Genomic DNA, 21,432 nt, shown 5'->3' with positions numbered 1-21,432 from the left:
GGGACGGCCGTCCTGAACGGTTTCGATTGGATCGCCGCCGAGCGGCGGCGAGTCAGGGCGTGATCAGCCCTTGGCGTTCAGCGCCTCGATGAGGGCCGGGAGCACCTTGTGGACGTCGCCCACGATGCCGAGGTCGGCCACCGAGAAGATCGGGGCCTCCGGGTCCTTGTTGATGGCGATGATGTTCTTGGAGCCCTTCATGCCGACCAGGTGCTGCGTGGCACCGGAGATGCCGGCGGCGATGTAGACGTCGGGCTTGACGACCTTGCCGGTCTGGCCGACCTGCTTGTTGTAGGGCACCCAGCCGGCGTCGACGATGGCGCGGGTGGCGCCGGTGGCGGCCCCGAGCTTCTTGCCGAGGGCTTCGATGTACTCCTCGAACTTGGCCGGGTCGCCCAGGCCGCGGCCGCCGGACACGACGATCGGGGCAGAGTCCAGCTGGGGACCCTCGCGCTCCTCGACGTGGGTGGCCAGCACGGTGGCGCTGGGGGCATCGCCGGGGACGTCGACCGAGCTGACCGAAGCGGCACCGCCGCCGGACTCGCTGGCCTCGTAGGACTTGGGGCGCACCAGGCACAGCATCGGACCACCGGCGGTGAACTTGGTCTTCACCAGCTTCTCGCCGCCGAACACCGGCACGGTGGTGACCACCGCGTCGCCGTCGAGGTCGATGGCGGTCGTGTTGGAGATCACCGGCTTGTCGAGCTTGACCGAGGCGACCGCGAAGGCATCACGGGCGTCGTAGGACGTGCCACCGAGCACCAGGTCGACGCCCTCGGCGGCCGCGGCGAGCGCCGCACCGACCGGAGCACCGAGCAGCTGGCCCTCGATGGGGCCGGTGGCGTGCACGGCCGTGGCGCCGAAGGCACCAGCGGACTCGGCGATGTCGTTGCCGTCACCGGCGTAGAACGCCTCGACGGTGTCGCCCAGGTCGCGCGCCTTGGTGAGCAGCTCCTTGCTGAGCGTCGTCAGCGAGCCGTTCTCGTCGGTCTCGGCGAAGACCCACACCTTGGAAAGAGCCATGTCGTTCTTCCTTCTCTCTTGGGGTCGTTCGCTCAGATGACCTTGAGCTCTTCGAGCTTGGCCACGATCTTCTGGAAGCCCTCACCGTCGTCTTCGACGATCTCGCCGGCCTGGCGAGCGGGGGCGTCCTCCACTGCGGTGATCTCCTGCCCGGCGCCGGCCCAACCGACGTTGCCGCCGTCGATGCCGAGGTCGCCGAGGGCGAGCGTGTCGACCGGCTTGGACTTGGCCGCCATGATGCCCTTGAAGGACGGGTAGCGGGGCTCGACGACGCCGGCGGTGACCGACACGACGCAGGGCGTGGGGGCCTCGACGTCCTGGGAGCCGGTCTCGGTCTGGCGGGACACCTTGACCTTGCCGTCCGCGACCTCGACCGACTTGGCGAAGGACACCATCGGGTGGCCGAGCTGGGCAGCCAGCATCTGGGGGAGCACGCCGGTGTAGCCGTCGGAGGACTCGACGCCGGAGATCACCAGGTCGTACTCGCCGGCCTTGCCGATGGCCGCAGCCAGGGTCTTGGCCGTCTCACGGGCGCCGGACCCGGCGAGGGCGTCGTCGGAGACGAGCACGCCCTTGGCGGCACCCATGGCCAGCGCCGTGCGCAGACCCGAGACCTCACCGTTCGGGGCCATGGAGACCAGGGTGACCTCACCACCGCCGGCCGTGTCGACCAGCTGGAGCGCCATCTCGACCCCGTAGGAGTCGGACTCGTCCAGGATGAGCTTGACATCGCGCTTGAGAGTGAAGTCAGCGTCCAGAGCGCCGGGATCGGCGGGATCCGGGATCTGCTTCACGCAGACGACCACGTTGAGAGCCATGTGCGGAGTCAAGCATCAGGCCCCTCCGCTGGTCGAATTGCACTAGGACAGGGGCGTGCGAGTCCTGCTCATCGTGAACGCGTTCGCCTCGTCGGTCACGGCCCGATCGATGGTCGTGATCCGCAAGGCGTTCTCCGCCGACCACGACGTCGAGATGGTCGAGACGAGCCGGCGCGGCCACGCCGCCCGGCTGGCGAGGGGCGCGGCGAACGACGGCGTCGACGTCGTCGTGGTCATGGGCGGCGACGGCACCCTCAACGAGGCGGCCAACGGCCTCGTCGGCACCGACACCGCCCTCGGCGTGCTGCCCGGCGGGTCCACCAACGTGTTCGCCCGCACCCTCGGGCTGCCGAACGACCCGGTCGAGGCCACCGGGGTGCTGCTCGACGCGCTGGCCAAGGGATGCATCCGCCGGGTGGGCCTCGGCGCGGTGAACGGCCGGTGCTTCCTGTTCCACACCGGCCTCGGCTTCGACGCCGCCGTGGTCGAGCAGGTGGAGCGCCGGTCCTCGCTCAAGCGCTACGCGGGTCACCCGCTCTTCGTCTACGCCGGCTTCGCCACCTGGTTCCGCCACTACGACACCTCGCGCCCGCGCCTGGCCGTGCACCTGCCCGACGGGCGCATGGTCGACGACGGCTACATGGCGATCGTGCTCAACACGAGCCCGTACACCTACCTGGGCAACGTGCCCCTCGACCTCGCCCCCGAGGCCACGCTCGACACCGGGCTGTCCGTCGTCGTCGTGCGCACGATGCAGTTCGCCCGGGTGCTGGGCCTGATCGGGTCGGCCCTCGCCTCGGGCCGCCACATCCGTTCGTCCCGCTACGCCCTGCTCGCCCACGACCTCGACGAGCTCGAGGTGACCGGGCACGGCCCGCTCCCCTACCAGGTGGACGGCGACTTCCTCGGCGACGGCGACGTGTTCCGGTTCGAGCACCGGGCCGACGCGCTGAACCTGGTGCTGCCCGCCGGGCCCGCCGACATCTGATCAGGTGGCGAGCGCGGCGAGCGCCGCCGCCGGCACGTTCGTGACGATGCCGTCGACGCCCCACGCCGCCAGCTGGCGGATCTGGTCGGGGTCGTCCACCGTCCAGACGTTGACCGCCAGGCCGTGCTGGTGGGCGAGCTCCACGAAGGCCTCGTCCACCGTGGCCACGTGCGGGTGGATCGCCTGGTGCCCGTGCCGGGCGGCGAGCTCGATGGCCTGGGGCCCCATGGGCTCGATGAAGGTGAGGAAGCCGGTGGGCACGTCGGGGTCGATGGCCCGGACCCGGTCGATGGTGGGCAGGCCGAAGCTCGACACGATCACCCGGTCCCGTCCGCCGCGCTCGTGCAGCAGGGCGACGACGGTGTCGGCCAACCGGCACTCGGGGTCGTGGTCGGGGTCGATGGAGACGTTCTTGATCTCGATGTTGACCACCATCCCCTCGCACACGTCGAGGGCCTCGGCCAGGGTGCAGGAGGTGTCAGGCAGGTCGGCCCGGGTCAGCTCCACGATGCGCCGGCCGTCGGCCAGCTCGGCGTCGTGGTGGAGGGCCATGTCGCCGTCCCGGCAGCGTCGGACGTCGAGCTCGACGCCGTGCGCGCCCTGGGCCCGGGCGAGGGCGAAGGCCTCGACGGTGTTCTCGGGCGCATCGGCGGACGCACCGCGGTGGCCGTAGACGAGCGGGGTGGACATCTCACCTGGAGTGAACAACGTCTCGGGAAACCTCCGAAGAAACCCTTGTGACGGGCGTGTTTCGACGTTACTTTGGTCGACGGCCCTGTGAGACCTCAGCGAGTCCGCAGAGGCATGTGAACGCCGTCACAAATCGGGTCCTCTGCATTGCCAGCACGACCCCTCGACCCTTGGAGGCCCCGTGGCCCTGACCACGACGCGCTCGATCCCCCTGACGCTCGAACGAGACGAGTGGCGCCAGTTCGCGGAGTGCCGCGACACCGATCCCGACCTGTTCTTCCCGGTCGGCACCACGGGCCCCGCCCTCGAGCAGATCGCCAACGCCAAGGCCGTCTGCCGCACCTGTGACGTGCAGGGCCTGTGCCTCGAGTACGCCGTGTCCACCAACCAGGACAGCGGCGTCTGGGGTGGCACCTCCGAGGAGGAGCGCCGCCAGATGCGTCGTGCCCGCCAGCGCCTCGAGAAGCAGCAGCGCAGCGCGTAGCCACGCAGATCCCGTGCCGGCGTTCCGGCAGTGACACGACCTCCCTCCGGGGAGGTCGTTGCGCGCCCGGGCCCATCCGCGCAGCCACTAGAAGTGCTTGGTGGACACCACGACCTGGACCTCGGTGCCGTGGCGGGGGCCGGACTCGTGCACCCGGCGCATCGTGATGTCCCCGGCGAGCTCGGTCTCCACCAGGGTCCGCACGATGGACAGCCCGAGACCGGTGGACGCGTCGAGGTCGAACCCCTCGGGGATGCCGACGCCGTTGTCGGTGACCCGCACCGTGAGCTGGTCCTCCTCTCGCTCGAGCAGGACGTCGACGTAGCCGGGCTCCTCGGCGAGGTCGACCTCCTCCGGGAAGGCATGGTCGACCGCGTTCTGCAGCAGCTCGTTGAGCACCACCGACAGCGACGTCGCCGGGGCCGCCGGGATCGTCCCCGCCTCCCCCGAGAACCGCACTCGGAAGGGCCGGTCCGGGTTCATCAGGCTCTCGTCCACCATGCGCGACAGCTCGCGGGCGATCTCCACGAACGGGACGTCGTCGCCGGCCTCGCGGGAGAGGATCTCGTGGACGACGGCGATGGAGCGGATGCGCCGGGCGGACTCCTCGATCGCGGCCTTGGCCTCGGCGGAGTCGAGGCGGCGGCCCTGCAGGCGCAGCAGCGAGGAGATGGTCTGCAGGTTGTTCTTCACCCGGTGGTGGATCTCCCGGATGGTGGCGTCCTTGGACAGCAGGAGCCGGTCCCGCCGGCGCAGCTCGGAGATGTCGCGGACGAGCACGACGGCACCGGACACCTCGCCCCGATCGGTGATCGGCAGGCTCCGGAACACGACCGTGATCTCGCTGCCCCGCTCCACCTCCACCACGGTGGGCTGGCGCTTGTGGAACGCCATGCGCACGGCGCTCTCGTCGAGGCCGAGCTCCCCGAAGCGCAGGCCCTCGGCGTTGGCGTGCACGCCGACGCGGTGGAACGCCGACACCGCGTTCGGGGACGCGTACTCGACCCGGCCGGCGGGGTCGACGAGCAGCACGCCGTCGCCCACCCGGGGGGCCTCGGCGGTGTCGTCTTTGTCCTCGTAGGGGAAGTCGCCGGACGCGATCATGCGGGCGAAGCGGTTGAAGATGTCCAGGTACGTGCGCTCGAGCTCGCCGTGCTGTCGACCGATCGACGGCGCCGCCTCCCGGGTGAGGACGCCGATCACCTTGCCCTCGCGCCGGACCGGCACGCACAGGACCCGCACCCGCTCACGCACGACCGACAGGTGGATCTCGCCTTCGATGATCTCCCCGTTGCGGTACGAGCGGGCCACCAGCGGACGCTCGTCCTCGTCGAGGCGGGTGCCGACCCAGTCACCCCGGTAGACGGTCTGGCCCGTGGTCGGCCGCACCTGGGCCAGCACCACGAACTCGCCCCCGTCGAAGTCGCCGACGGGCGCGAACAGCAGCAGGTCCGAGAAGCAGAAGTCGGCGAGCAGACCCCACGACGCGGCGAGCCGCTGCAGCTGCTGGGCCTGGGGGGTGTCCAGGGGCGTGAGCGTCCGGGCCAGCTCGATGAGGGAGGCCATCAGCGACGCCTCGGGGCGGTCATCGCCAGATCTGCTCGCCGAGGCGGACGAGCCCGGCGAGGTCGAAGATGTCGCTGTCGAAGTACGGCACGGTGGCCAGCACGTCCGGCGTCCGTCCGAGCTCCTTGCGCTGCTCGGCCTCGCGGCTGGCGACGACCCGGAAGTTGAGGAAGCTCTGGCTGATCTCGGCCACGACCCGCGCCGCCGCCTCCGGGTCGCCCAGATCGTCGAGCGCAGCGGCCGCGGCCTGCGGGTCGGCACCGAGGCGGCTGGCCGCTTCGGCCGCGCCCGAGTCGAGCAGGTAGGACGGCAGCACCTTGTTGAGCACCACGGCGCCGAGGTGGAAGCGCCGCTCCTCGAGGGCCGCCATGAAGTACTCGGCCTCCCGCAGCGGGGCCGACTCGAGCGTGCTCACCACCACGAAGGTCGTGCGCTTGTCCTCGAGCACCCGCTGGACGGCGCGGGCCCGCTCGACGAAGCCGTCGTACATGGTCTGGAAGAGGAGGAAGAACTCGGCGATGTCCTCGAGGAACGCGGAGCCCAGGATGGTGTCAGCGACCTTGTAGAACGGCTTCGTCGCCATGTTCACCAGGCGGGACCGGTAGGGCACGGTGAGCCAGCGCAGCAGCCGGGACGAGAAGAAGTCCGCCATGCGCTCGGGGGCCTCGAGGAAGTCGAGCGCGTTGCGGGTGGGCGGGGTGTCGACGATCACCAGGTCGTAGCGGCCCGACGCGTGGATCTCGTAGAGCCGCTCCATGGCGATGTAGTCGTGGCTCTGCACGAAGCGCCCGGTGATGTTCGTGTACAGCGGGTTCGACAGGATGGCGTCGCGGGTCTTGGCGTCGGGCGCGTGCTGGCGCACGAGGTCGTCCCAGGACTGCTTGGTGTCGAGCATCGCCGCCCACAGCTCGCCCTGGCACTCGATGCCCGCCTCGGCGAAGGCCGAGTCCGGGACCCGGGTCTCGACGTTGCCGAAGGACTCGAGGCCGAGCGCGTTGGCGAGGCGGCGGGCCGGATCCACGGTGACGACGAGGACCTTGCCGCCGAGCCGGGCCGCGGCCATCGCTCCGGCTGCCGCCGCGGTGGTGGTCTTGCCGACCCCGCCGGAACCGCAGCAGATGACGATCTCCTTGGCGGCGAGCAGCTGCTCGAGGGTGCCGGCGGCCCGGCGCGTCGTGCGGGCCATCAGAAGCCCAGCTCCTCGCCGAGGTGCCCGGCGATGCGGTTGGTGGCCCGGACCCCGTGGCTGCGCTGGAACAGGTAGGGCACGTACAGCATCTCGGTGCCGGCCAGCTCGGTGCGCAGCTTCTGCAGGTGCCCGGCCCGGGAGCGCCGCAGGCTCACGGCCAGCTCCGCTGCGTCGAGGATCGGCTCCACCGGCCCGCCGCCGACCTCAGCCAGCGCGGCGACGAGGCCGTCGTCGTGGCGGAGCCGCTCGAACAGCGCCTCCTCGCCGGCGTTGAACAGCTCGGGCAGCACTCGGTTCACGACGACGGCGGCGAGCTCCACGACCGTCTCCTCCCGCAGCCGGCCGGCGAGCTCGATGGTCTCCTGCACCGGCATCTCCTCCGGTGCAGCCACGATCACGACGCCGGTCTGGGTCGGGTCACCGAGGATGTCGAGCATCCAGCCCGTCTGGTCCCGGACCAGGCCGACCTGCACCAGCTCGTTGATGGCATCGGGTGCGGCGAGCTGGCCCACGATGTGGCCGCTGGCCGACGCGTCGACGACGACCAGGTCGTAGTGCTGCTCGCGCACCTCCCACGTCAGCTTGCCGACCGTGAGGATCTCCTTCACCCCGGGGGCCGCCGTGGCCACGAAGTCGAAGGTCCGGGCGAGCGGCCCGATCCGAGCGATCACCGGGATCTTGAGCTGGAGGCTCAGGTACTCCTTGAGCGACTCCTCGGTGTTCATCGACATCGCCGAGAGGTTCTCGGAGATCGGCAGCGGGTCGAACCCGGTGCGGCCGGCCTCGAAGAAGTCCGACAGGTTCCCCTTCGCGTCGACCTCGCAGACGAGGGTGCGCTTGCCGTGGTCGGCGGCGAGCGTGCCCAGCGCGGCGGCGATGGTGGTCTTGCCCACCCCGCCCTTGCCGGTGACGAACAGCAGCCTTCGATCGAGCAGGGGCGTCATGGGGTGACCGGGCCGATCAGCCCCCGAAGCCGATGCGGCGGGCCGCCTCGGAGGTGCCGATCTCCACGTAGGCGATCTTCTCGGTCGGCACGCCGACCCGACGTCCCTTGCGATCGGTGAGCCACAGCACGAGGTGGTCTCCGGCGATGGCGGCGTCAACGTCGGCCTGGAGCTGGGCCGGATCGGCATCCTCCGCCAGCTCGAGGTCGATCTCCTTGGCCGTGTAGGTCACACCGATCCGGACGTCCACTTCGCACACCTCGTGTCGACTGCGTTTGGGGACGCCAACCTATCCGGTGGGTACGCTTCGTCCGCCATGACCGCACTCGGACCCGAGGCCCTGGAGTTCGTCCGCGACCGGGTGATCCACGTCGTGGGCCACGAGCTGCGGACGCCCCTCACGACGGTGCGCGGTCTGGCCGAGCTGCTGGTCGACGCCCCCGACGAGGAGCTGCACGAGACGCTGATCCCGGCGCTGATCCGCAACGCCCGCCGGGCCGAGCGGCTCCTCGACGACCTGCTGATCGCGGCCGAGATCCACACGGCCCGACCGACGGACCCTGCCGCCCCGGTCGACCTCGGCGCCCTGGTCGCCGATTCGACCGCCGACACCCCCATCGCCGTCGAGGGGGCACCCGCTGGCTCGGCGCTCGCCCACCGCGACGCCGTGGCTCATGCCCTCGACCACCTGGTCGACAACGCCGAGCAGTACGGCGACGCGCCCTCCACGGTGCGCTTCGAGGACGACGAGGGGTCGGTCACCGTCGTGGTCGAGACGCCCGTCGACCACGAGCTGGCCGACCTGCAGCTGAGCTTCGAGCTGTTCTTCCGCGGCGAGCAGGCCGTCACCAGGGCGGCCGGGCTGGGCATCGGCCTCCCCGTGGCCCGGGCGCTCGCCCAGATGGACGGCGGCGACCTCACCATCGGCCAGGACGGCGACACGGTCGTGGCCCGCCTCACGCTCCCCCGCGCCCGATGACCCAGGCACCGCGGGCGGAGCCGCCGGAGCAGATCGATGTCGTCGTCGCCGACGATGAGGTCGACATCCGCCTGCTCCTCAAGCTGCAGCTGCGCCAGGCGGGCATCAACGTCGTGGGCGAGGCCGCTGATGGCATCGAGGCCATCGAGCAGTGCGTCGCGCTGCAACCCCACGTCGTGGTCCTCGACCTGCTCATGCCGAGGCTGAGCGGGTTCGACGCGATCGACGAGCTGAAGGCGCGCAGCCCGGAGGTGCGGATCGTCGCGTACTCGGCCGTTGCCGGTGACTTCGCCCGCACCGAGATGGCCCGCCACGGGATCCCGCTGCGCCTCAAGAACGGCGACGCGGAGCCGCTGGTGCGCACCATCCGCGAGCTGGCCGGTCACCCGGCCGACGAGCACGAGGTGCGCTGACCCTCAGGTGATCTTCAGCTCCGGGTGGAAGCGCTTGGTCGGGGCCAGGTCCTCCACGATGGCTCGTGCGATCTCGTCGAAGGCGCCGGCCGCCTCGGACTCCGGGGAGCTCACGACGATGGGCATCCCGGTGTCGGAGCCCTCGCGGAGCTCGGGGACCAGCGGCACCTTGCCGAGGAGCGGCTTGTCGAGGCGCTCGGCCAGCTCGTCGCCACCACCGGAGCCGAAGATCTCGTAGCGGGTGCCGTCGTCACCGGTGAACCACGACATGTTCTCGATGACGCCCTTGACCTCCAGGTTCACCTTCTCGGCCATGAACGCGGCCCGCTGGGCCACCCGCTGGGCGGCCGGCTGGGGTGTCGTCACGACGTACACCTCGGCGCGGGGCAGGAACTGGGCCAGGGAGATGGAGATGTCGCCGGTGCCCGGGGGCAGGTCGACGACGAGGAAGTCGGGATCGTCCCAGTAGACGTCGGTGAGGAACTGCTCGAGCGCCTTGTGCAGCATGGGCCCACGCCAGATGACGGCCTGGTCCTCCTGGGCGAAGAAGCCCATGGAGATGCAGGACACGCCATGGGACTCCGGCGGGATCAGCATCGAGTCGATGACGACCGGGGGCCGGTCGATGCCGAGCATGCGCGGGATCGAGAAGCCCCACACGTCGGCGTCGACGATGGCGGTCTTCTTGCCCCGCTTCGCGAGGCTGACGGCGAGGTTCGTCGTGACCGAGGACTTGCCGACGCCGCCCTTGCCGGACGCCACCAGCAGGACACGCGTCTTGGAGCCGGGCTCGGAGAAGGGGATGGCCCGGCCCTCGGCGTGGCCGTGCGCGGCCTGGCTGCCGGCGGTGGCCTTGGGGTCCCCGACCATCATCTCGCGCACGCGGGCGCGCTCCTCGTCGGACATCACGTCGAAGGTGACCTCGACGGACTGCACGTCGTCGAACGCGTGCACCGCCTCGCCGACTCGCCGCTGGATCTCGTTCTTGAGCGGGCAGCCGGGCACGGTGAGGGCGATCTCGACCTTGACCGACTGACCGTCGATCCGCACGAAGCGGACCATGCCGAGGTCCACGATGCTGCGGTGCAGCTCGGGGTCCTCCACCGGTCGGAGCGCGTCGATGATCTGGGCTTCGGTGGGCACGGGGGCACCTTCCAGGTGGGCTGGGGGTTCGTCCGAGGGATTTCCCCTATCGGCGTAGGTAGAATACCGATGTGGATGCGGACTCACCCACCCCGCTGAGCGCAGCCGACTTCTCGTCGGCGGTCACGGCGATCACCTCGGCCTTCGGGGACCCGACCCGTCGGGAGATCTACCTGTGGCTCCGTGATCAGATCGACGGCGTCACCGCGTCCGATGTGGCCGAGCGCTTCGAGCTGCACTCCAACGTGGCCCGCCACCACCTCGACAAGCTCGCAGGTGGTGGCTACGTGGAGGTGTCCACGGCCCGCCTCGCCGGCAGCGGCGCCGGCCGCCCCTCGAAGCGGTACAAGGCCATCGGGAACGAGAACCCGATCGAGTTCGCCGTCCGCCACGACGACCTGCTGGTCAGCCTGCTCGGCAAGTCCCTGGCACTGCTGCCCGGCGACGTCGCCGCCCGCATGGCCGAGGAGGTCGGCGTGGAGTACGGCCGGTCGCTCGCGGCCTCCATGGGCTCGGGTGAGCACGTCCAGCGCTCGTTCCGGTCCGCCCTGCACGCCGTGGCCGACGCCCTCACCTCCCACGGCTTCGCCGCTCACGCCGAGAAGCAGGGCGACGAGCTGCGGATCGTGGCCCAGCACTGCCCCTTCGGCGACGCTGCCATCGAGCACCCGGTGATCTGCGCCGTGGACCGCGGACTGGTCAAGGGGATGCTCTCGTCGCTGTACGGCGACACCGTGCCGGCCACGGAGACCACGCAGGCGCTCGGCTCCGAGACCTGCGTCACCGTCGTCACCTCCCGCTGAGCCGGCCCTCCGTGACCGTCGAGCAGCCGGCCCTCGGCCACTACCTGGACCACGCCTCCACGTCGCCGCTGCGCCCCGAGGCCCGCGCCGCGATGGTCGAGGCGCTCGGCAGCCCGCTGGGCGATCCGTCGCGCATCCACGAGCCGGGGATGACCGCGCGGGTGATCCTCGAGCAGGCGCGCGAGGTCGTCGCCGGCTTCCTCGGCGCTCGCCCCCGCGAGGTGGTGTTCACGTCCGGCGCGTCCGAGTCGATCGCCGCCGTGTGCTGGGGCGTCGCCGAGCGGGGACCGTCTCAGGTGCTGTCCGCGGTCGAGCACTCGGCGGTGCGCTTCGCCGCGGCCCAGCACGGTGACGCCGTCGTGGTCGGATGCGACCGCACCGGACGGGTCGACGTCGACGAGCTCCTGGCGGCGGTCAGCGACGACACCGCCGTCGTGCACCTGCAGCTCGGCAACCACGAGGTCGGGACGATCCAACCCGTGGCCGAGGCGGTCCGTGCGTGCCGCGAGCGCGGCGTCCTGGTCCACGTCGACGCCGCGCAGGCCGCCGGGCGGGTCCCGCTCGACTTCGTTGCCCTCGGCGCCGACCTGGTCTCGATCAGCGGCCACAAGCTGGGTGGACCGGCTGGGACCGGGGTGCTGCTCGTGCGGCGCGGCCTGCGGATCCGACCGCTGATCGTCGGCGGTGAGCAAGAACGCGCGAGGCGGGCGGGGCTCGAGGACGTGGTCGGCGCAGTCGGGCTCGCCGCCGCCGTCGGCGCGATGGACGTCGACGCCGAGGCGCACCAGCAGGCGCAGCTGGCCGACGGTCTCCGAGCCGCCCTGCAGGCGGTGGACGGCGTCGAGCTGTTCGGGCACCGCACCGAGCGGCTCCCCCACCTCGTCTGCGCCGGCATCGCCGACATCGAACCCCAGGCCGTGCTGCTCGGCCTCGACCGCCGCCACGTCCGGGCCCACTCCGGGAGCGCGTGCGCGTCGGAGGGGCTCGAGCCGTCCCCGGTGCTCGAGGCGATGGGCGTGGACGCGCACCGTTCGCTCCGGGTGTCCGTGGGCTGGTCGACGACCAAGGCGGATGTGGCGGCCTTTGCGACGGCCCTGCCCGAGGTCATCGCCGACCTGCGCGCCCTCCGCCGCTGACCGCTCGCTCACGGCGGTGGCGCCCACGGCCGCGACTGCTCCGGCAGCCTTGGGCGGCGATTCGTCGACGAATCGCCGCCCAAGGGCTCAGATGTCGGTGCGGCAGGGTCAGGCGCCGTGGGGCACTCGGGTGCGGGGTCGGGCTCCCGCTGACGGCCGGCGGCCTCGCGGTCGGCGGCGCCCTCGTGCATCGGCTCGGGGCCGGGTACCGGCTCGGGACCGGATACCGGCTCGTCACCGGGCTCGGCCGGGACGTCCCCCTCGGTGGGCCAGGCGGCACTGGACCAGAGCTCGGGGTCGGTGGCGACGTCGGGGTCGATGTGGGGTGGCCCTGGATCGGTGATCGGTCGATCCCACGGGAGGATGTCGTCGAGCGCAACGGTGGGCGGCACGTAGCGGGTGGGGCCGGGGTGCGGCTCGACGGCCTCGTAGACGCCCCGCTCCAGCCGGACGACGCGACCCTGTCGCAGCTCGTAGGCCATGGCATCGCCGAGGCGCTGCACCGGCCGCACGCTCTCGATGCGGTAGCCGTACAGGTGGATGAGGCCGTGGAGGTCCCGCAGGCGCTGCGGTCCGTGGCGGCGCAGGATCGTGAGCGCGACCGAGCGGAGCCCCACGCCCTCGACCGGCCGGGCCTCGTTCGTCGCTTCGGGGAACGGGGCCTCGTCGACGCTGGACCGCCGGCGGGAGTGGCGCCTGCCCCACCGGGGTCGGAGCTGGTCGCGGCAGTCGACCAGGACGTCGAGGCAGGCCAGACGCTCGTCGACGAGGCTCTCGATGACCTCGTCGATCGCACGGACCCGCACCATCTGATCGGCGTGGAGCTCTCGGGCCTCGGAGAGCAGCCGCCGACGCGCCATGGGGCGGTGCCGCTCGGCCCGCAGGCCGCCAGGTGGGCGGCGGGGCGGTCGAGGCGGCTCCGACGCCCGGAAGCGGAAGCGATCGGGTGGATGGGACACGGCGTCTCCCACGGTCGGGCAGGGAGAACCTGCCGCACGACGGGAGCGAGGACGGCGCTCCGACCCACCGCGAACGCTACGGACGGGGTCTGACAGCGGCCGCAGGGCGGCAGTACGGCTCAGTCGCCCCAGTGGCGCTGCTCGAGGAACGGGTCGCCGTCGTTGTGGTAGCCGTTGCGCTCCCAGAACCCGGGGCGGTCCTCGGCAGCGAACTCCAGCACCCGGAGCCACTTCGCCGACTTCCAGAAGTAGCGGTGGGGCAGGACCAGGCGCACGGGGTGGCCGTGCTCGGGTTCGAGCGGCTCTCCGTCGAAGGCCCAGGCGACGAGGACGTCGTCGCGCCGGAGGTCGGCGAGGGGCAGGTTGGTGGTGTAGCCGAACTCGGCGTGCTCGATCAGGTGCGTGGCCTCGGGCTGCACGCCGGCCAGCTCCATCAGGGTGGTGAGGCGCACCCCGGTCCAGCGGGTGTCGAACTTGGACCACTTCGTCACGCAGTGGATGTCGAAGGTCTCCTCCACGGTCGGCAGCGCCCGGAGCTCGTCGAAGGAGAGCGTCGTGGGGTTCCTCACCAGGCCGGTGAGGCGCAGGTCCCAGTCGGAGAGGTCCTCGGCGTAGCGGGGCACGTCACCGACGTGCAGCACCGGGAAGCGGTCGGTGGAGTACTGGCCGGGCGGGAGCCGATCCGGGTCGATGCCCCGGGCGGCGAGCTGCTTGCGGTTGCGGTCGAAGAACCCCACGGCGGGCGACGGTAGCCGTGCCCGTGGCGAGGCAATAGCGTGCGCAGCCGTGACGCTCTACGTGGTCCGCCACGCCCATGCCGGCCGCCGATCGGAATGGACCGGCGACGACCGGACCCGACCGCTCTCGGACCGCGGTGAGCTCCAGGCCAAGGGGATCGCCACGACGATCGACCAGGATCGCGACCGTGCGGCGGCCCTCCGCATCCTGACCTCGCCGGCGGTCCGCTGCGCCCAGACCGTGCAGCCCGTCGCCAACCAGGCGGGGTGCGACGTCTCGGTCGACGACCGGCTCTTCGAGGGCGCGGGGTCGAGCGAGGTCGCGTCGCTGTTGGACGAGCTCACGGGCGCCGCCGACGACGGCTCCGACGTGGTGGTGTGCAGCCACGGCGACGTGATCCCGATGCTGCTCGACATGCTCGTCCAGTCCGGCATGGATCCGGAGCGCAACCTGGTCTGGCAGAAGGCCTCGATGTGGATCGTCCGGCGCGATGCCGGGAGCTGGGGCGCCGGGCGCTACCTGCCGCCGCCGGATCGAGCCTGATCGCCGCCGCTACTGGCCCGGGCGCGCCGGCAGCGGGTCCTCGCCGGCGTCGATGGCGGCGCGCACCTGTTCGGCTGCGGCCTGCTGCGCGGGGGGTGCGTCGGTGCCGGCGAAGGTCTCGAGGTCAGCGCGGGCGCCCTCGATGTCACCGAGGTGGGCGCGCAGGGCGGCTCGGAACACGTAGCCGGCGGAGATCGACGGGTCGGCGGCCAGGCCGTCGTCCAGGCGCTGCAGGGCCATGTCGTCGTCGACGCCGCTGCGGGCGATGAGCCAGCCCAGGTAGATGCTGGCCGGGGCGTTGCCCTCGTCGACCTCGAGGACGTCGGTGTAGCACTGGAGCACGTCGGCGACCGGCAGCGTGCCCTCGACGTCGCCGTCGATGCAGGCGTCGAGCGCGGCGCTGACGATCGTCTCGGAGAACTGCGCCGCGAGCTCCGCCTCGTCGTCCGCGGGATCGTTGGCGTAGAAGGCGGCCAGGTCGGCGACCGCGCCGGGGGCGTCGCCGCTGCGAGCCCGGCCGCTGGCCCGGAAGATGTACGGAGCGGTGGCCTCCGGCGCCAGCTGGATGGCGGCATCGAGGTCGGCCAGCCCGTCCTCGGCGTCGAACTGTCGCACCTGGAGCCAGCCCCGGAAGGTCAGCGCCTCCACGTTGGCCGGCACCGCGTCGAGCACATCGTCGTAGCAGCCGAGGGCGCCGTCGGCGTCACCCGCCTGCTCCAGCTCCTGGCAGTCCGAGATCCGGCTGGAGGCAGCGGTGACGTCCAGCCCGGTGAGGCTGCCCGAACCTCGCCGACCCGACGACTGGGCGACGAGCACGCCGGCCAGGACCGCGACCAGGGCGATGCCGGCGATGGTGGCGATGCGGCGACCGCGGGACGAGGCCCGCACGCGCCCGGACCGGGGGGCGGGCGTTGCTGCGCCGGCGTCGACCGTGCGGTCGAGCGATCGCAGGACGGCGGCGGCCCGGGCGGTGTAGTCCGCCTTGAGCGTGCGGTAGTCGTGGTCGTCGACGTCGCCGGCGGCCCGCTCGCGCTCGAGGTCGTCGAGCGAGGCGAGGAGGAAGTCCCGCTCCTCCTCCAGCGCCGCCCGCTCGTCTGCATCCAGGCTCACGACCGTGGGGAGCGTCTGGCCTGCTCGACCAGGACGCGGTCCTCGTCGGACACCTCGACGTCGTCGGGCACCCGCCAGCGGCGGAACAGCACGACCAGCCCGCCGACTGCCGCGACGAGGCCGGCGACGGGGAGGAACCAGATGAGGCCGGCGACGCCGTCTCGGGGCGGGGTCAGCAGGGCGTCGTCGCCGTAGATGCCGGCGATGTGGTCGCGGATCTGCTGGTCGGTCTCCCCGGCCTCGATGCGGCGGGCGACCTCGGTGCGGATGGCGCGTGCCGACGGTGCCGCGGAGTCGGCGACGGACTGGCCCTGGCAGGTGGGGCACGCGATCGACTCCGACACGGCCCGGGCCCGTTCGGCCGTCGTGCGGGGCCCGCTGTCGCCGAGGGCGGCCACGACCAGCGCGCCGGCGAGCAGGGACAGCAGGAGGATCCAGGGCCAGCGGGCCCGGCTCAGGTCCTTCACGACGCGTCCGCCTCGTCGTCGTCACCGAGGTGCTCGCCGTCGACGTCGGACACCTGCACCTGCTCGAGCAGGTCGTCGAGCGCCGATGCCGTCACCCCGCCCTCGATCTTGATCAGCACCGTGCCGTCCGGGGCGAGCAGGTAGGACTCGGGCACGCCGGTGACGCCGTACTCGAGCGCGGTGCGCCCGTCGGGGTCGAGGACCACGGGCCAGTCGCCGCCGTACTCGGCGAAGAACTCCCGGACCTGCTGGGGTCGGCTGTCGAAGACCACCGACACCACCGAGGCATCACCGGTCTCCCGGTGACGCTCCTCGAACTCGACCAGCTCGGGGTGCTCGCGGATGCAGGGCACGCACCACGTGGCGAAGAAGTTGACCACGACGAACTCGCCCCGGTACTGGGCCAGGTCGTAGCTCGCGCCGTCGATGGTGTCGCCGGCGATGCCGGGAGCCGGGCGGCCGATGAGCCGGGAGCGGACCCCGTCGTCGTCCCCGCCCGTAGCGAGGACCCCGATGAAGGCGGCGAGGACGACGAGGACCGCGCCGGCGATCCAGGGACCGATGCGGCGACGCTCGCTCATGCGGATGCCCCGACCATCTCGGGCTCCGGGTCGGGATCCGGCACATCGGCGGGCTCCGACGTGGGCTGCGTCGGGCGGCGGCGCTTCCCGGGGAAGGCCGCGAGCGCGGTGCCGAGGCCCATCACGCCACCACCGATCCACAGCCAGGTCACGAGCGGCTGGATGACGACGCGGATGACCGCCGGGTCGCCGGGCTCCTCCGGCACGTCGAGCAGGGCGAGGAACACGTCCTGGCGCAGCCCCGTGGACACCGACGGCGTGCCGATCGTCTGGCCGCCGAAGACGTACTCGTTGATGGCCGGGGCGTACACCTGGCCGTCCACCCGCACCTGGGCCGCGATGGTGGTCTTCTCCGGGTCCTCGCGGGTCTCGATGCCTTCGAACACGAGGGTGTGGCCGTCGACGGTGGCGACCTGGCCCTCCTCCATCCGCAGCTCGACCTCGGAGGAGTACGACTGGGAGGCAGCGAGGCCCACGGCGATCATCACGACGCCGAGGTGCACGATCATGCCACCGTTGGTGCGACCGACCACGCCGCGCCAGCCCTGGCGGCGGGAGGCGAGGACGACCTGGCGGATGGCCGCGCCGCCGGCGAAGGCCCCGAGCCCGAAGGCCAGGACGGGGGCGACGCCCCGGGCGCCGGCGACCACGGTGGCGACGACGGTGACGGTGGCGGCCACGGCCGGCCAGAACAGCCGGACCCGCAGCAGCTCCTGGGAGGCCTTGCGCCACGGCAGGACCGGGGCGATCGCCATGAGGAACAGGATGAGCATGCCGAGCGGCATGGTCATCCGGTTGAAGTACGGCACGCCGACCGACAGCTGCTCGCCGTTGATGGCCTCGACGACGAGCGGGAAGACCGTGCCGAGGAGCACCACGAAGGTGAACGCAGCGAACAGCACGTTGTTCGCGAGGAAGGAGCCCTCGCGCGAGATCGGGGAGTCCATGCTGCCGGGAGCCCGGAGGCGATCGCCCCGCCAGCCCACCAGGCCGACGGAGACGACGACGATCAGGCCGAAGAAGCCGAGCAGCCAGCCGCCGATGTCGGACTCGGAGAAGGCGTGGACCGAGTCGATGACGCCCGAGCGGGTGAGGAACGTGCCGAGGATGGTGAGCGCGAACGTGGCGCACAGCAGCGAGATGTTCCAGACCCGCAGCATGCCGCGGCGCTCCTGGACCATCACCGAGTGCAGGTAGGCGGTGCCGGTGAGCCACGGCAGCAGCGAGGCGTTCTCCACCGGGTCCCACGCCCAGTAGCCACCCCACCCCAGCACCTCGTAGGACCACCAGGCGCCGAGCATGATGCCGACGGTGAGGAACCCCCAGGCGAAGAGCGTCCAGCGACGGGTCGCGAGCAGCCAGCCCTCTCCCACCCGGCCGGTGACGAGCGCAGCGATGGCGAACGCGAACGGCACGGTGAAGCCCACGTAGCCGAGGTAGAGCATCGGCGGGTGGAACGCCATGAGGATGTGGTTCTGCAGCAGCGGATTCGGGCCGGGCCCGTCGAGGGGAACCGGGCTCACCGTGGTGAAGGGGTTGGCCGGGCCGAGCATCAGCCCGAAGAAGAAGATCCCCACGACCAGCATGGTGAGCAGCGCCCAGCCGACGAGCGGATCGCTGAGGCGGGCCCGGAACTTGTGGGCGATCAGTGCCGTGTAGCCGGCCAGCACCAGCGCCCACAGCAGGATCGACCCCTCGAGGGCGGCCCACATGGTGGCGACGTTGAACAGGGCCGGGGTCCGGCTCGAGCCGTTGTTCGCCACGAACTCGAGGGAGAAGTCGCGGGTGATGAGCGCCCGCTCCATGGCGATGGTGGCGAGGATCGCACCGGCGAGGGCGAGGAAGGCGTACGTGCGACCGGTGCGGATGAGCGCGGCGCGCTCGCCCCGGAGCCCCACGACCATGGTGACGGCACCCGCCACGCATGCGATGAGGCCGAGGGTGACCCCGGCGGTACCGAGTGCGGCGTTCACTCGAGCGAGGTCCCTTCACCCACGTAGTCGTCGGTGCGGTCGGGGTTCTCGGCCTCGTAGTCCTCGGTGTGCTTCACGAGGATGCGATCGCTGGCGAACCAGTCGCCCTCGTCGCTCCACGCACCCTCGAGCACGACGGGGATGTCGGGCTGGAACAGCTCGGGCGGGTCGCCGAGGTGCACGACGTCGGCGCGGACCCCGCCGTACTCGACGGCGAAGCGGACCGAGGTGCCGTCGGACTCCAGCGAGCCGTCGACGACGGAGCCCTGGAGGCGGAAGCGCTTGTCGCCCAGCTCGTCGCGCTGCTCCACGGCCTCGTCCACGTTGCGGAAGAAGACCGTGGCGTTGTTGAGGCCCTGGTAGGCCATGAACACCAGGGCGACCACGAGCACGCCCAGGGTGCCGAGGACGGCGACGCGCTTGCCCCGGTCGGCCGAACCGCCGCCGACGGGCGGGGCCTGCCGGGGTGTGAGGTCGATGCCGTCGACGTCGTCGGTGTCCTCGAACGGCGCGTGGGGATCGGGGGTGGTGGGCGGGGTCATGTCCAGCGGCGCTCCTCGGGAGGGACGACCTGCGAGAGCCGGCGGCCCTTGCGGATGGTGGCGGCCGCGTACCCCCCGAGCAGCCCGACGGTGGCGATCCAGCCGGCGGCGACGTAGCCGGCATGGGTCATGGCGAGGACGGTCGAGGTGAGCATCAGCGCGGACCCCCCACGGCGACCCCGGCGGAGGGGTCGGCATCGGCCCGGCGGTCGGCCAGGGCGGCGTCGAGGTGGTGGCGCTCGGCCCGGCGCTCGAGCCAACCGACCCGGAAGCGGTGGACGAGCAGCCAGGCGCACACGACGCCCATGACGATGAAGCTCACCGCCAGCGTGAACAGCATCAGGCCCTCGATGGAGACGTCGATCTTGGAGACGGTGGCGTCCTGGTGCAGGCCCCGCCACCAGTCGACCGAGTAGTGGACGATGGCCGCGTTCGGCACGAGCAGCAGCCCGAGCACGGCAGCCATGCGGGAGCGGGCCTGGGGCTCGGCCGGGTAGCGGCGCAGCGCCTGGTAGCCGAGCAGGAGGACGAAGAGGATGGCGGTGGAGGTGAGTCGGGCGTCCCACACCCAGTACACGCCCCACGTCGGGCGGCCCCACACCGCGCCGGTGACCAGGCCGAGACCGGTGAGGATGGTGGCGATCTCGGCGGCGGAGGCAGCGAGCACGTCCCAGCCGTCGGTGCGCTTGCGGAGCCACATGAACGAGGCGAAGGCGCACAGGAACACCGCGACGTACATCCACGTGACCGCGGGCACGTGCACGTAGATGAGGCGCACGGAGTCCTGCTGCACGACGTCGGGTGGGGAGGCGACCAGCCCGAGCCAGCCGACGAGCACGACGCCGACGGCGGACAGTGCGCCGAGCACACGGGTGAGCGGCGAAGCCGTGCTCGTGGCGGGCGCAGCCGCCGGCGAGGCCTCGGTGGGGGTGGTTGTCACGTCTCCTCCAGGAGCGTGCCGAAGAACGTCATGCCGAGCATCGTGTAGAGCACGGCGAACACCGCCAGCAGCCCGCACCACGACCAGCCGTCACCGACGCCGTTGCCGAGCGCCGATTCCGACGCCCGGGTGGCCCCGAGCAGGACCGGTGCGAGGACCGGGAGCAGGAGGAGCGGTACCAGCGTGTCACGCACGGCCAGTCCCGCAGCAAGTACGCCGTAGAGGGTACCGGCCGCGGCGATCCCCACGGTCGCGGCCAGGCAGGTCGCGAGCAGGAGCAGCGGCCCCTGCAGGTCGGCCGAGTAGAGCACCACGACGCCGACGCCGAGCACCGCCTCGAGCAGCAGCAGCTGGACGGCGATGGCTGCCGCCTTGCCCAGGAACCAGGCGGCCGGGTCGAGGCCGGAGAGCCGCATCGCCTCGCGGACACCCGGCGCCGCTTCGAGGGCGAACGCCCGCTGGACCGCGAGCAGGCCGGCGAAGAGGGTGGCGACCCAGTAGAGGCCGGCGGTGGCGCGGGTGAGGATGCCCCGGTCGGGGTCGAGGGCGAACGCGAACAGCACGAGCACCAGGACGGCGAAGGGCACCATCTGGCCGATCCCGACCCGGGACCGCCACTCGATGCGGAGGTCCTTGCCGGCGACGAGGCGGGCGTCAGCCAGCACGCTCGGCCCCGATCGGTCCGGCCGGGGTGGCGCTGTCGTCGCGGATCTGGCCGCCGGCGATGGTGACGGCACGGGTGGCCAGGCCCTCGGCCCGGTCGAGCTCGTGGCTGGCGAACAGCACGGTGGCGCCGGCCGCGGCGGCGTCGCGGACGAGGCGGTCGACCAGGTCGCGCCCGGCCCGGTCCAGGCCGGCGTGGGGCTCGTCGAGCAGCCACAGCTCGGGGCGGCGGGCGAGCAGTGCGGCGAGGGCGGTGCGGCGCTTCTGCCCGGCGGACAGGCGAGCGGCGGGCACGGTGGCGAGGCGGCCGTCGAGGTCGCAGCGGGCGAGGGCGGATCGGGCGTCGTCGAGGTCGGCGCCGGCGGCCCGGGCCCAGAACCGCACGTTGTCCTCGACCGTCAGGTCGGCGTACAGGCCGTCCTGGTGGCTGAGCATGCCGACGCGCCGACGGACCGATCGCGGCGTCGCCACCAGGTCCTCCCCGAGGACCTCCACCGTGCCCTGCACGACCCGGGCCAGACCGGCGCAGGTGCGCAGCAAGGTGGTCTTGCCGGCGCCGTTCGGGCCCCGCAGCAGCACGATCTCGCCCCGCGCCACGTCCAGATCCACCCCGGCGAGGGCGGGGAAGCGGTCGAGCAGGACGACGGCGTCGCGCATGCGCACCGCCGAGCCGACCGCAGGGGGGCGTGCATCGGCCACCGCCCAACGGTACCGACGAGCCGAGAAGCCGACCAAGGCAC

26 protein-coding genes are annotated in these 21,432 nt (G+C 72.0%); 7 read left to right on the top strand and 19 right to left on the bottom strand.

The window, feature by feature from the left end; all coding sequences use genetic code 11:
* Positions 1 to 63: 63 nt before the first annotated feature.
* Entirely contained in the window at positions 64 to 1,023 is a 960-nt protein-coding gene (locus RGQ06_RS11445) for an electron transfer flavoprotein subunit alpha/FixB family protein (protein ID WP_432428859.1), read from the bottom strand.
* 32 nt (positions 1,024 to 1,055) lie between these two features.
* Entirely contained in the window at positions 1,056 to 1,841 is a 786-nt protein-coding gene (locus RGQ06_RS11440; protein WP_432428860.1) for an electron transfer flavoprotein subunit beta/FixA family protein, read from the bottom strand.
* Positions 1,842 to 1,896: 55 nt separating this feature from the next.
* Here RGQ06_RS11440 and RGQ06_RS11435 point away from each other — a divergent pair, with 55 nt between their 5' ends.
* Positions 1,897 to 2,829: a diacylglycerol/lipid kinase family protein gene (locus tag RGQ06_RS11435; RefSeq protein ID WP_432428861.1), complete on the top strand. Its 933-nt coding sequence runs from the start codon at positions 1,897 to 1,899 to the stop codon at positions 2,827 to 2,829.
* On the opposite strand, the gene RGQ06_RS11430 is transcribed toward RGQ06_RS11435, so the two are convergent.
* Positions 2,830 to 3,519 (bottom strand): glycerophosphodiester phosphodiesterase, encoded by a 690-nt coding sequence (locus tag RGQ06_RS11430; protein ID WP_432428862.1) that lies wholly within the window; start codon positions 3,517 to 3,519, stop codon positions 2,830 to 2,832.
* A 181-nt stretch (positions 3,520 to 3,700) separates the two neighbouring features.
* On the opposite strand from RGQ06_RS11430, the gene RGQ06_RS11425 reads away from it, so the two are divergent.
* Positions 3,701 to 4,003 (top strand): WhiB family transcriptional regulator, encoded by a 303-nt coding sequence (locus tag RGQ06_RS11425; protein ID WP_432428863.1) that lies wholly within the window; start codon positions 3,701 to 3,703, stop codon positions 4,001 to 4,003.
* Between the two features lie 87 nt (positions 4,004 to 4,090).
* On the opposite strand, the gene RGQ06_RS11420 is transcribed toward RGQ06_RS11425, so the two are convergent.
* Genes RGQ06_RS11420 through RGQ06_RS11405 form a run of 4 tightly spaced genes read right to left on the bottom strand, consistent with a single transcriptional unit; the run spans position 4,091 to position 7,952 of the window.
* On the bottom strand, positions 4,091 to 5,569 hold the full coding sequence (locus RGQ06_RS11420; RefSeq protein ID WP_432428864.1) for a sensor histidine kinase: 1,479 nt from the start codon (positions 5,567 to 5,569) through the stop codon (positions 4,091 to 4,093).
* Positions 5,570 to 5,588: 19 nt separating this feature from the next.
* Positions 5,589 to 6,755, bottom strand: a complete 1,167-nt coding sequence (locus RGQ06_RS11415; RefSeq protein ID WP_432428865.1) for an ArsA family ATPase — start codon at positions 6,753 to 6,755, stop codon at positions 5,589 to 5,591.
* Positions 6,755 to 7,702 carry an ArsA family ATPase gene (locus RGQ06_RS11410; protein WP_432428866.1) on the bottom strand — a complete coding sequence of 316 codons (948 nt, stop codon included), beginning with the start codon at positions 7,700 to 7,702 and terminating at the stop codon, positions 6,755 to 6,757. The genes RGQ06_RS11415 and RGQ06_RS11410 overlap by 1 nt, the downstream gene beginning before the upstream one ends.
* A gap of 16 nt (positions 7,703 to 7,718) precedes the next feature.
* Positions 7,719 to 7,952, bottom strand: a complete 234-nt coding sequence (locus RGQ06_RS11405) for a DUF3107 domain-containing protein (protein ID WP_432428867.1) — start codon at positions 7,950 to 7,952, stop codon at positions 7,719 to 7,721.
* A gap of 66 nt (positions 7,953 to 8,018) precedes the next feature.
* On the opposite strand from RGQ06_RS11405, the gene RGQ06_RS11400 reads away from it, so the two are divergent.
* Positions 8,019 to 8,681, top strand: coding sequence for a sensor histidine kinase (locus tag RGQ06_RS11400; protein ID WP_432428868.1), 663 nt, complete (start codon positions 8,019 to 8,021; stop codon positions 8,679 to 8,681).
* Positions 8,678 to 9,094 carry a response regulator transcription factor gene (locus RGQ06_RS11395; protein ID WP_432428869.1) on the top strand — a complete coding sequence of 139 codons (417 nt, stop codon included), beginning with the start codon at positions 8,678 to 8,680 and terminating at the stop codon, positions 9,092 to 9,094. Before RGQ06_RS11400 ends, RGQ06_RS11395 begins: the two co-directional genes overlap by 4 nt.
* A 3-nt stretch (positions 9,095 to 9,097) precedes the next feature.
* Here the strand turns inward: RGQ06_RS11395 and RGQ06_RS11390 are convergent, their stop codons facing one another.
* Entirely contained in the window at positions 9,098 to 10,237 is a 1,140-nt protein-coding gene (locus RGQ06_RS11390; RefSeq protein WP_432428870.1) for an Mrp/NBP35 family ATP-binding protein, read from the bottom strand.
* Between the two features lie 71 nt (positions 10,238 to 10,308).
* Here RGQ06_RS11390 and RGQ06_RS11385 point away from each other — a divergent pair, with 71 nt between their 5' ends.
* Both RGQ06_RS11385 and RGQ06_RS11380 read left to right on the top strand, forming a co-directional pair.
* The gene (locus RGQ06_RS11385; protein ID WP_432428871.1) at positions 10,309 to 11,040 is read left to right on the top strand and encodes a helix-turn-helix transcriptional regulator; all 732 of its coding nucleotides are present in this window, start codon (positions 10,309 to 10,311) and stop codon (positions 11,038 to 11,040) included.
* A gap of 11 nt (positions 11,041 to 11,051) precedes the next feature.
* Positions 11,052 to 12,176 carry a cysteine desulfurase family protein gene (locus RGQ06_RS11380; RefSeq protein ID WP_432428872.1) on the top strand — a complete coding sequence of 375 codons (1,125 nt, stop codon included), beginning with the start codon at positions 11,052 to 11,054 and terminating at the stop codon, positions 12,174 to 12,176.
* 8 nt (positions 12,177 to 12,184) lie between these two features.
* On the opposite strand, the gene RGQ06_RS11375 is transcribed toward RGQ06_RS11380, so the two are convergent.
* Both RGQ06_RS11375 and RGQ06_RS11370 read right to left on the bottom strand, forming a co-directional pair.
* Entirely contained in the window at positions 12,185 to 13,135 is a 951-nt protein-coding gene (locus RGQ06_RS11375) for a hypothetical protein (protein ID WP_432428873.1), read from the bottom strand.
* 119 nt (positions 13,136 to 13,254) lie between these two features.
* A complete protein-coding gene (locus RGQ06_RS11370; RefSeq protein WP_432428874.1) occupies positions 13,255 to 13,872 on the bottom strand; it encodes a sulfite oxidase-like oxidoreductase in 618 nt (205 codons plus the stop codon).
* A gap of 49 nt (positions 13,873 to 13,921) precedes the next feature.
* On the opposite strand from RGQ06_RS11370, the gene RGQ06_RS11365 reads away from it, so the two are divergent.
* Positions 13,922 to 14,416 (top strand): SixA phosphatase family protein, encoded by a 495-nt coding sequence (locus RGQ06_RS11365; RefSeq protein ID WP_432428875.1) that lies wholly within the window; start codon positions 13,922 to 13,924, stop codon positions 14,414 to 14,416.
* Between the two features lie 9 nt (positions 14,417 to 14,425).
* Here RGQ06_RS11365 and RGQ06_RS11360 read toward each other — a convergent pair whose 3' ends face one another.
* The 9 genes from RGQ06_RS11360 to ccmA are packed head-to-tail and all read right to left on the bottom strand — an operon-like array spanning position 14,426 to position 21,391.
* On the bottom strand, positions 14,426 to 15,526 hold the full coding sequence (locus RGQ06_RS11360) for a hypothetical protein (RefSeq protein ID WP_432428876.1): 1,101 nt from the start codon (positions 15,524 to 15,526) through the stop codon (positions 14,426 to 14,428).
* A complete protein-coding gene (locus tag RGQ06_RS11355; protein WP_432428877.1) occupies positions 15,523 to 15,993 on the bottom strand; it encodes a cytochrome c-type biogenesis protein in 471 nt (156 codons plus the stop codon). The genes RGQ06_RS11360 and RGQ06_RS11355 overlap by 4 nt, the downstream gene beginning before the upstream one ends.
* On the bottom strand, positions 15,990 to 16,574 hold the full coding sequence (locus RGQ06_RS11350) for a TlpA family protein disulfide reductase (protein ID WP_432428878.1): 585 nt from the start codon (positions 16,572 to 16,574) through the stop codon (positions 15,990 to 15,992). The genes RGQ06_RS11355 and RGQ06_RS11350 overlap by 4 nt, the downstream gene beginning before the upstream one ends.
* Positions 16,571 to 18,547 carry a heme lyase CcmF/NrfE family subunit gene (locus RGQ06_RS11345; protein WP_432428879.1) on the bottom strand — a complete coding sequence of 659 codons (1,977 nt, stop codon included), beginning with the start codon at positions 18,545 to 18,547 and terminating at the stop codon, positions 16,571 to 16,573. Before RGQ06_RS11345 ends, RGQ06_RS11350 begins: the two co-directional genes overlap by 4 nt.
* Positions 18,544 to 19,089 (bottom strand): cytochrome c maturation protein CcmE, encoded by a 546-nt coding sequence (locus RGQ06_RS11340; RefSeq protein ID WP_432428880.1) that lies wholly within the window; start codon positions 19,087 to 19,089, stop codon positions 18,544 to 18,546. Before RGQ06_RS11340 ends, RGQ06_RS11345 begins: the two co-directional genes overlap by 4 nt.
* On the bottom strand, positions 19,086 to 19,244 hold the full coding sequence (locus tag RGQ06_RS11335) for a hypothetical protein (RefSeq protein WP_432428881.1): 159 nt from the start codon (positions 19,242 to 19,244) through the stop codon (positions 19,086 to 19,088). Before RGQ06_RS11335 ends, RGQ06_RS11340 begins: the two co-directional genes overlap by 4 nt.
* The gene (gene ccsA / locus RGQ06_RS11330) at positions 19,244 to 20,029 is read right to left on the bottom strand and encodes a cytochrome c biogenesis protein CcsA (protein WP_432428882.1); all 786 of its coding nucleotides are present in this window, start codon (positions 20,027 to 20,029) and stop codon (positions 19,244 to 19,246) included. Before ccsA ends, RGQ06_RS11335 begins: the two co-directional genes overlap by 1 nt.
* Positions 20,026 to 20,694 carry a heme exporter protein CcmB gene (locus RGQ06_RS11325; RefSeq protein WP_432428883.1) on the bottom strand — a complete coding sequence of 223 codons (669 nt, stop codon included), beginning with the start codon at positions 20,692 to 20,694 and terminating at the stop codon, positions 20,026 to 20,028. Before RGQ06_RS11325 ends, ccsA begins: the two co-directional genes overlap by 4 nt.
* Positions 20,684 to 21,391, bottom strand: a complete 708-nt coding sequence (gene ccmA, locus RGQ06_RS11320; protein WP_432428884.1) for a heme ABC exporter ATP-binding protein CcmA — start codon at positions 21,389 to 21,391, stop codon at positions 20,684 to 20,686. Before ccmA ends, RGQ06_RS11325 begins: the two co-directional genes overlap by 11 nt.
* Between the last annotated feature and the right edge of the window lie 41 nt (positions 21,392 to 21,432).

Origin of the sequence: Salinilacustrithrix flava, from assembly GCF_041228405.1 — a bacterium.
Classification (GTDB): Bacteria; Actinomycetota; Acidimicrobiia; order Acidimicrobiales; family Salinilacustritrichaceae; genus Salinilacustrithrix; species Salinilacustrithrix flava.
The sequence above is the reverse complement of the archived record's forward strand: the minus strand, read 5'-3'. Positions and strand labels throughout refer to the sequence as shown.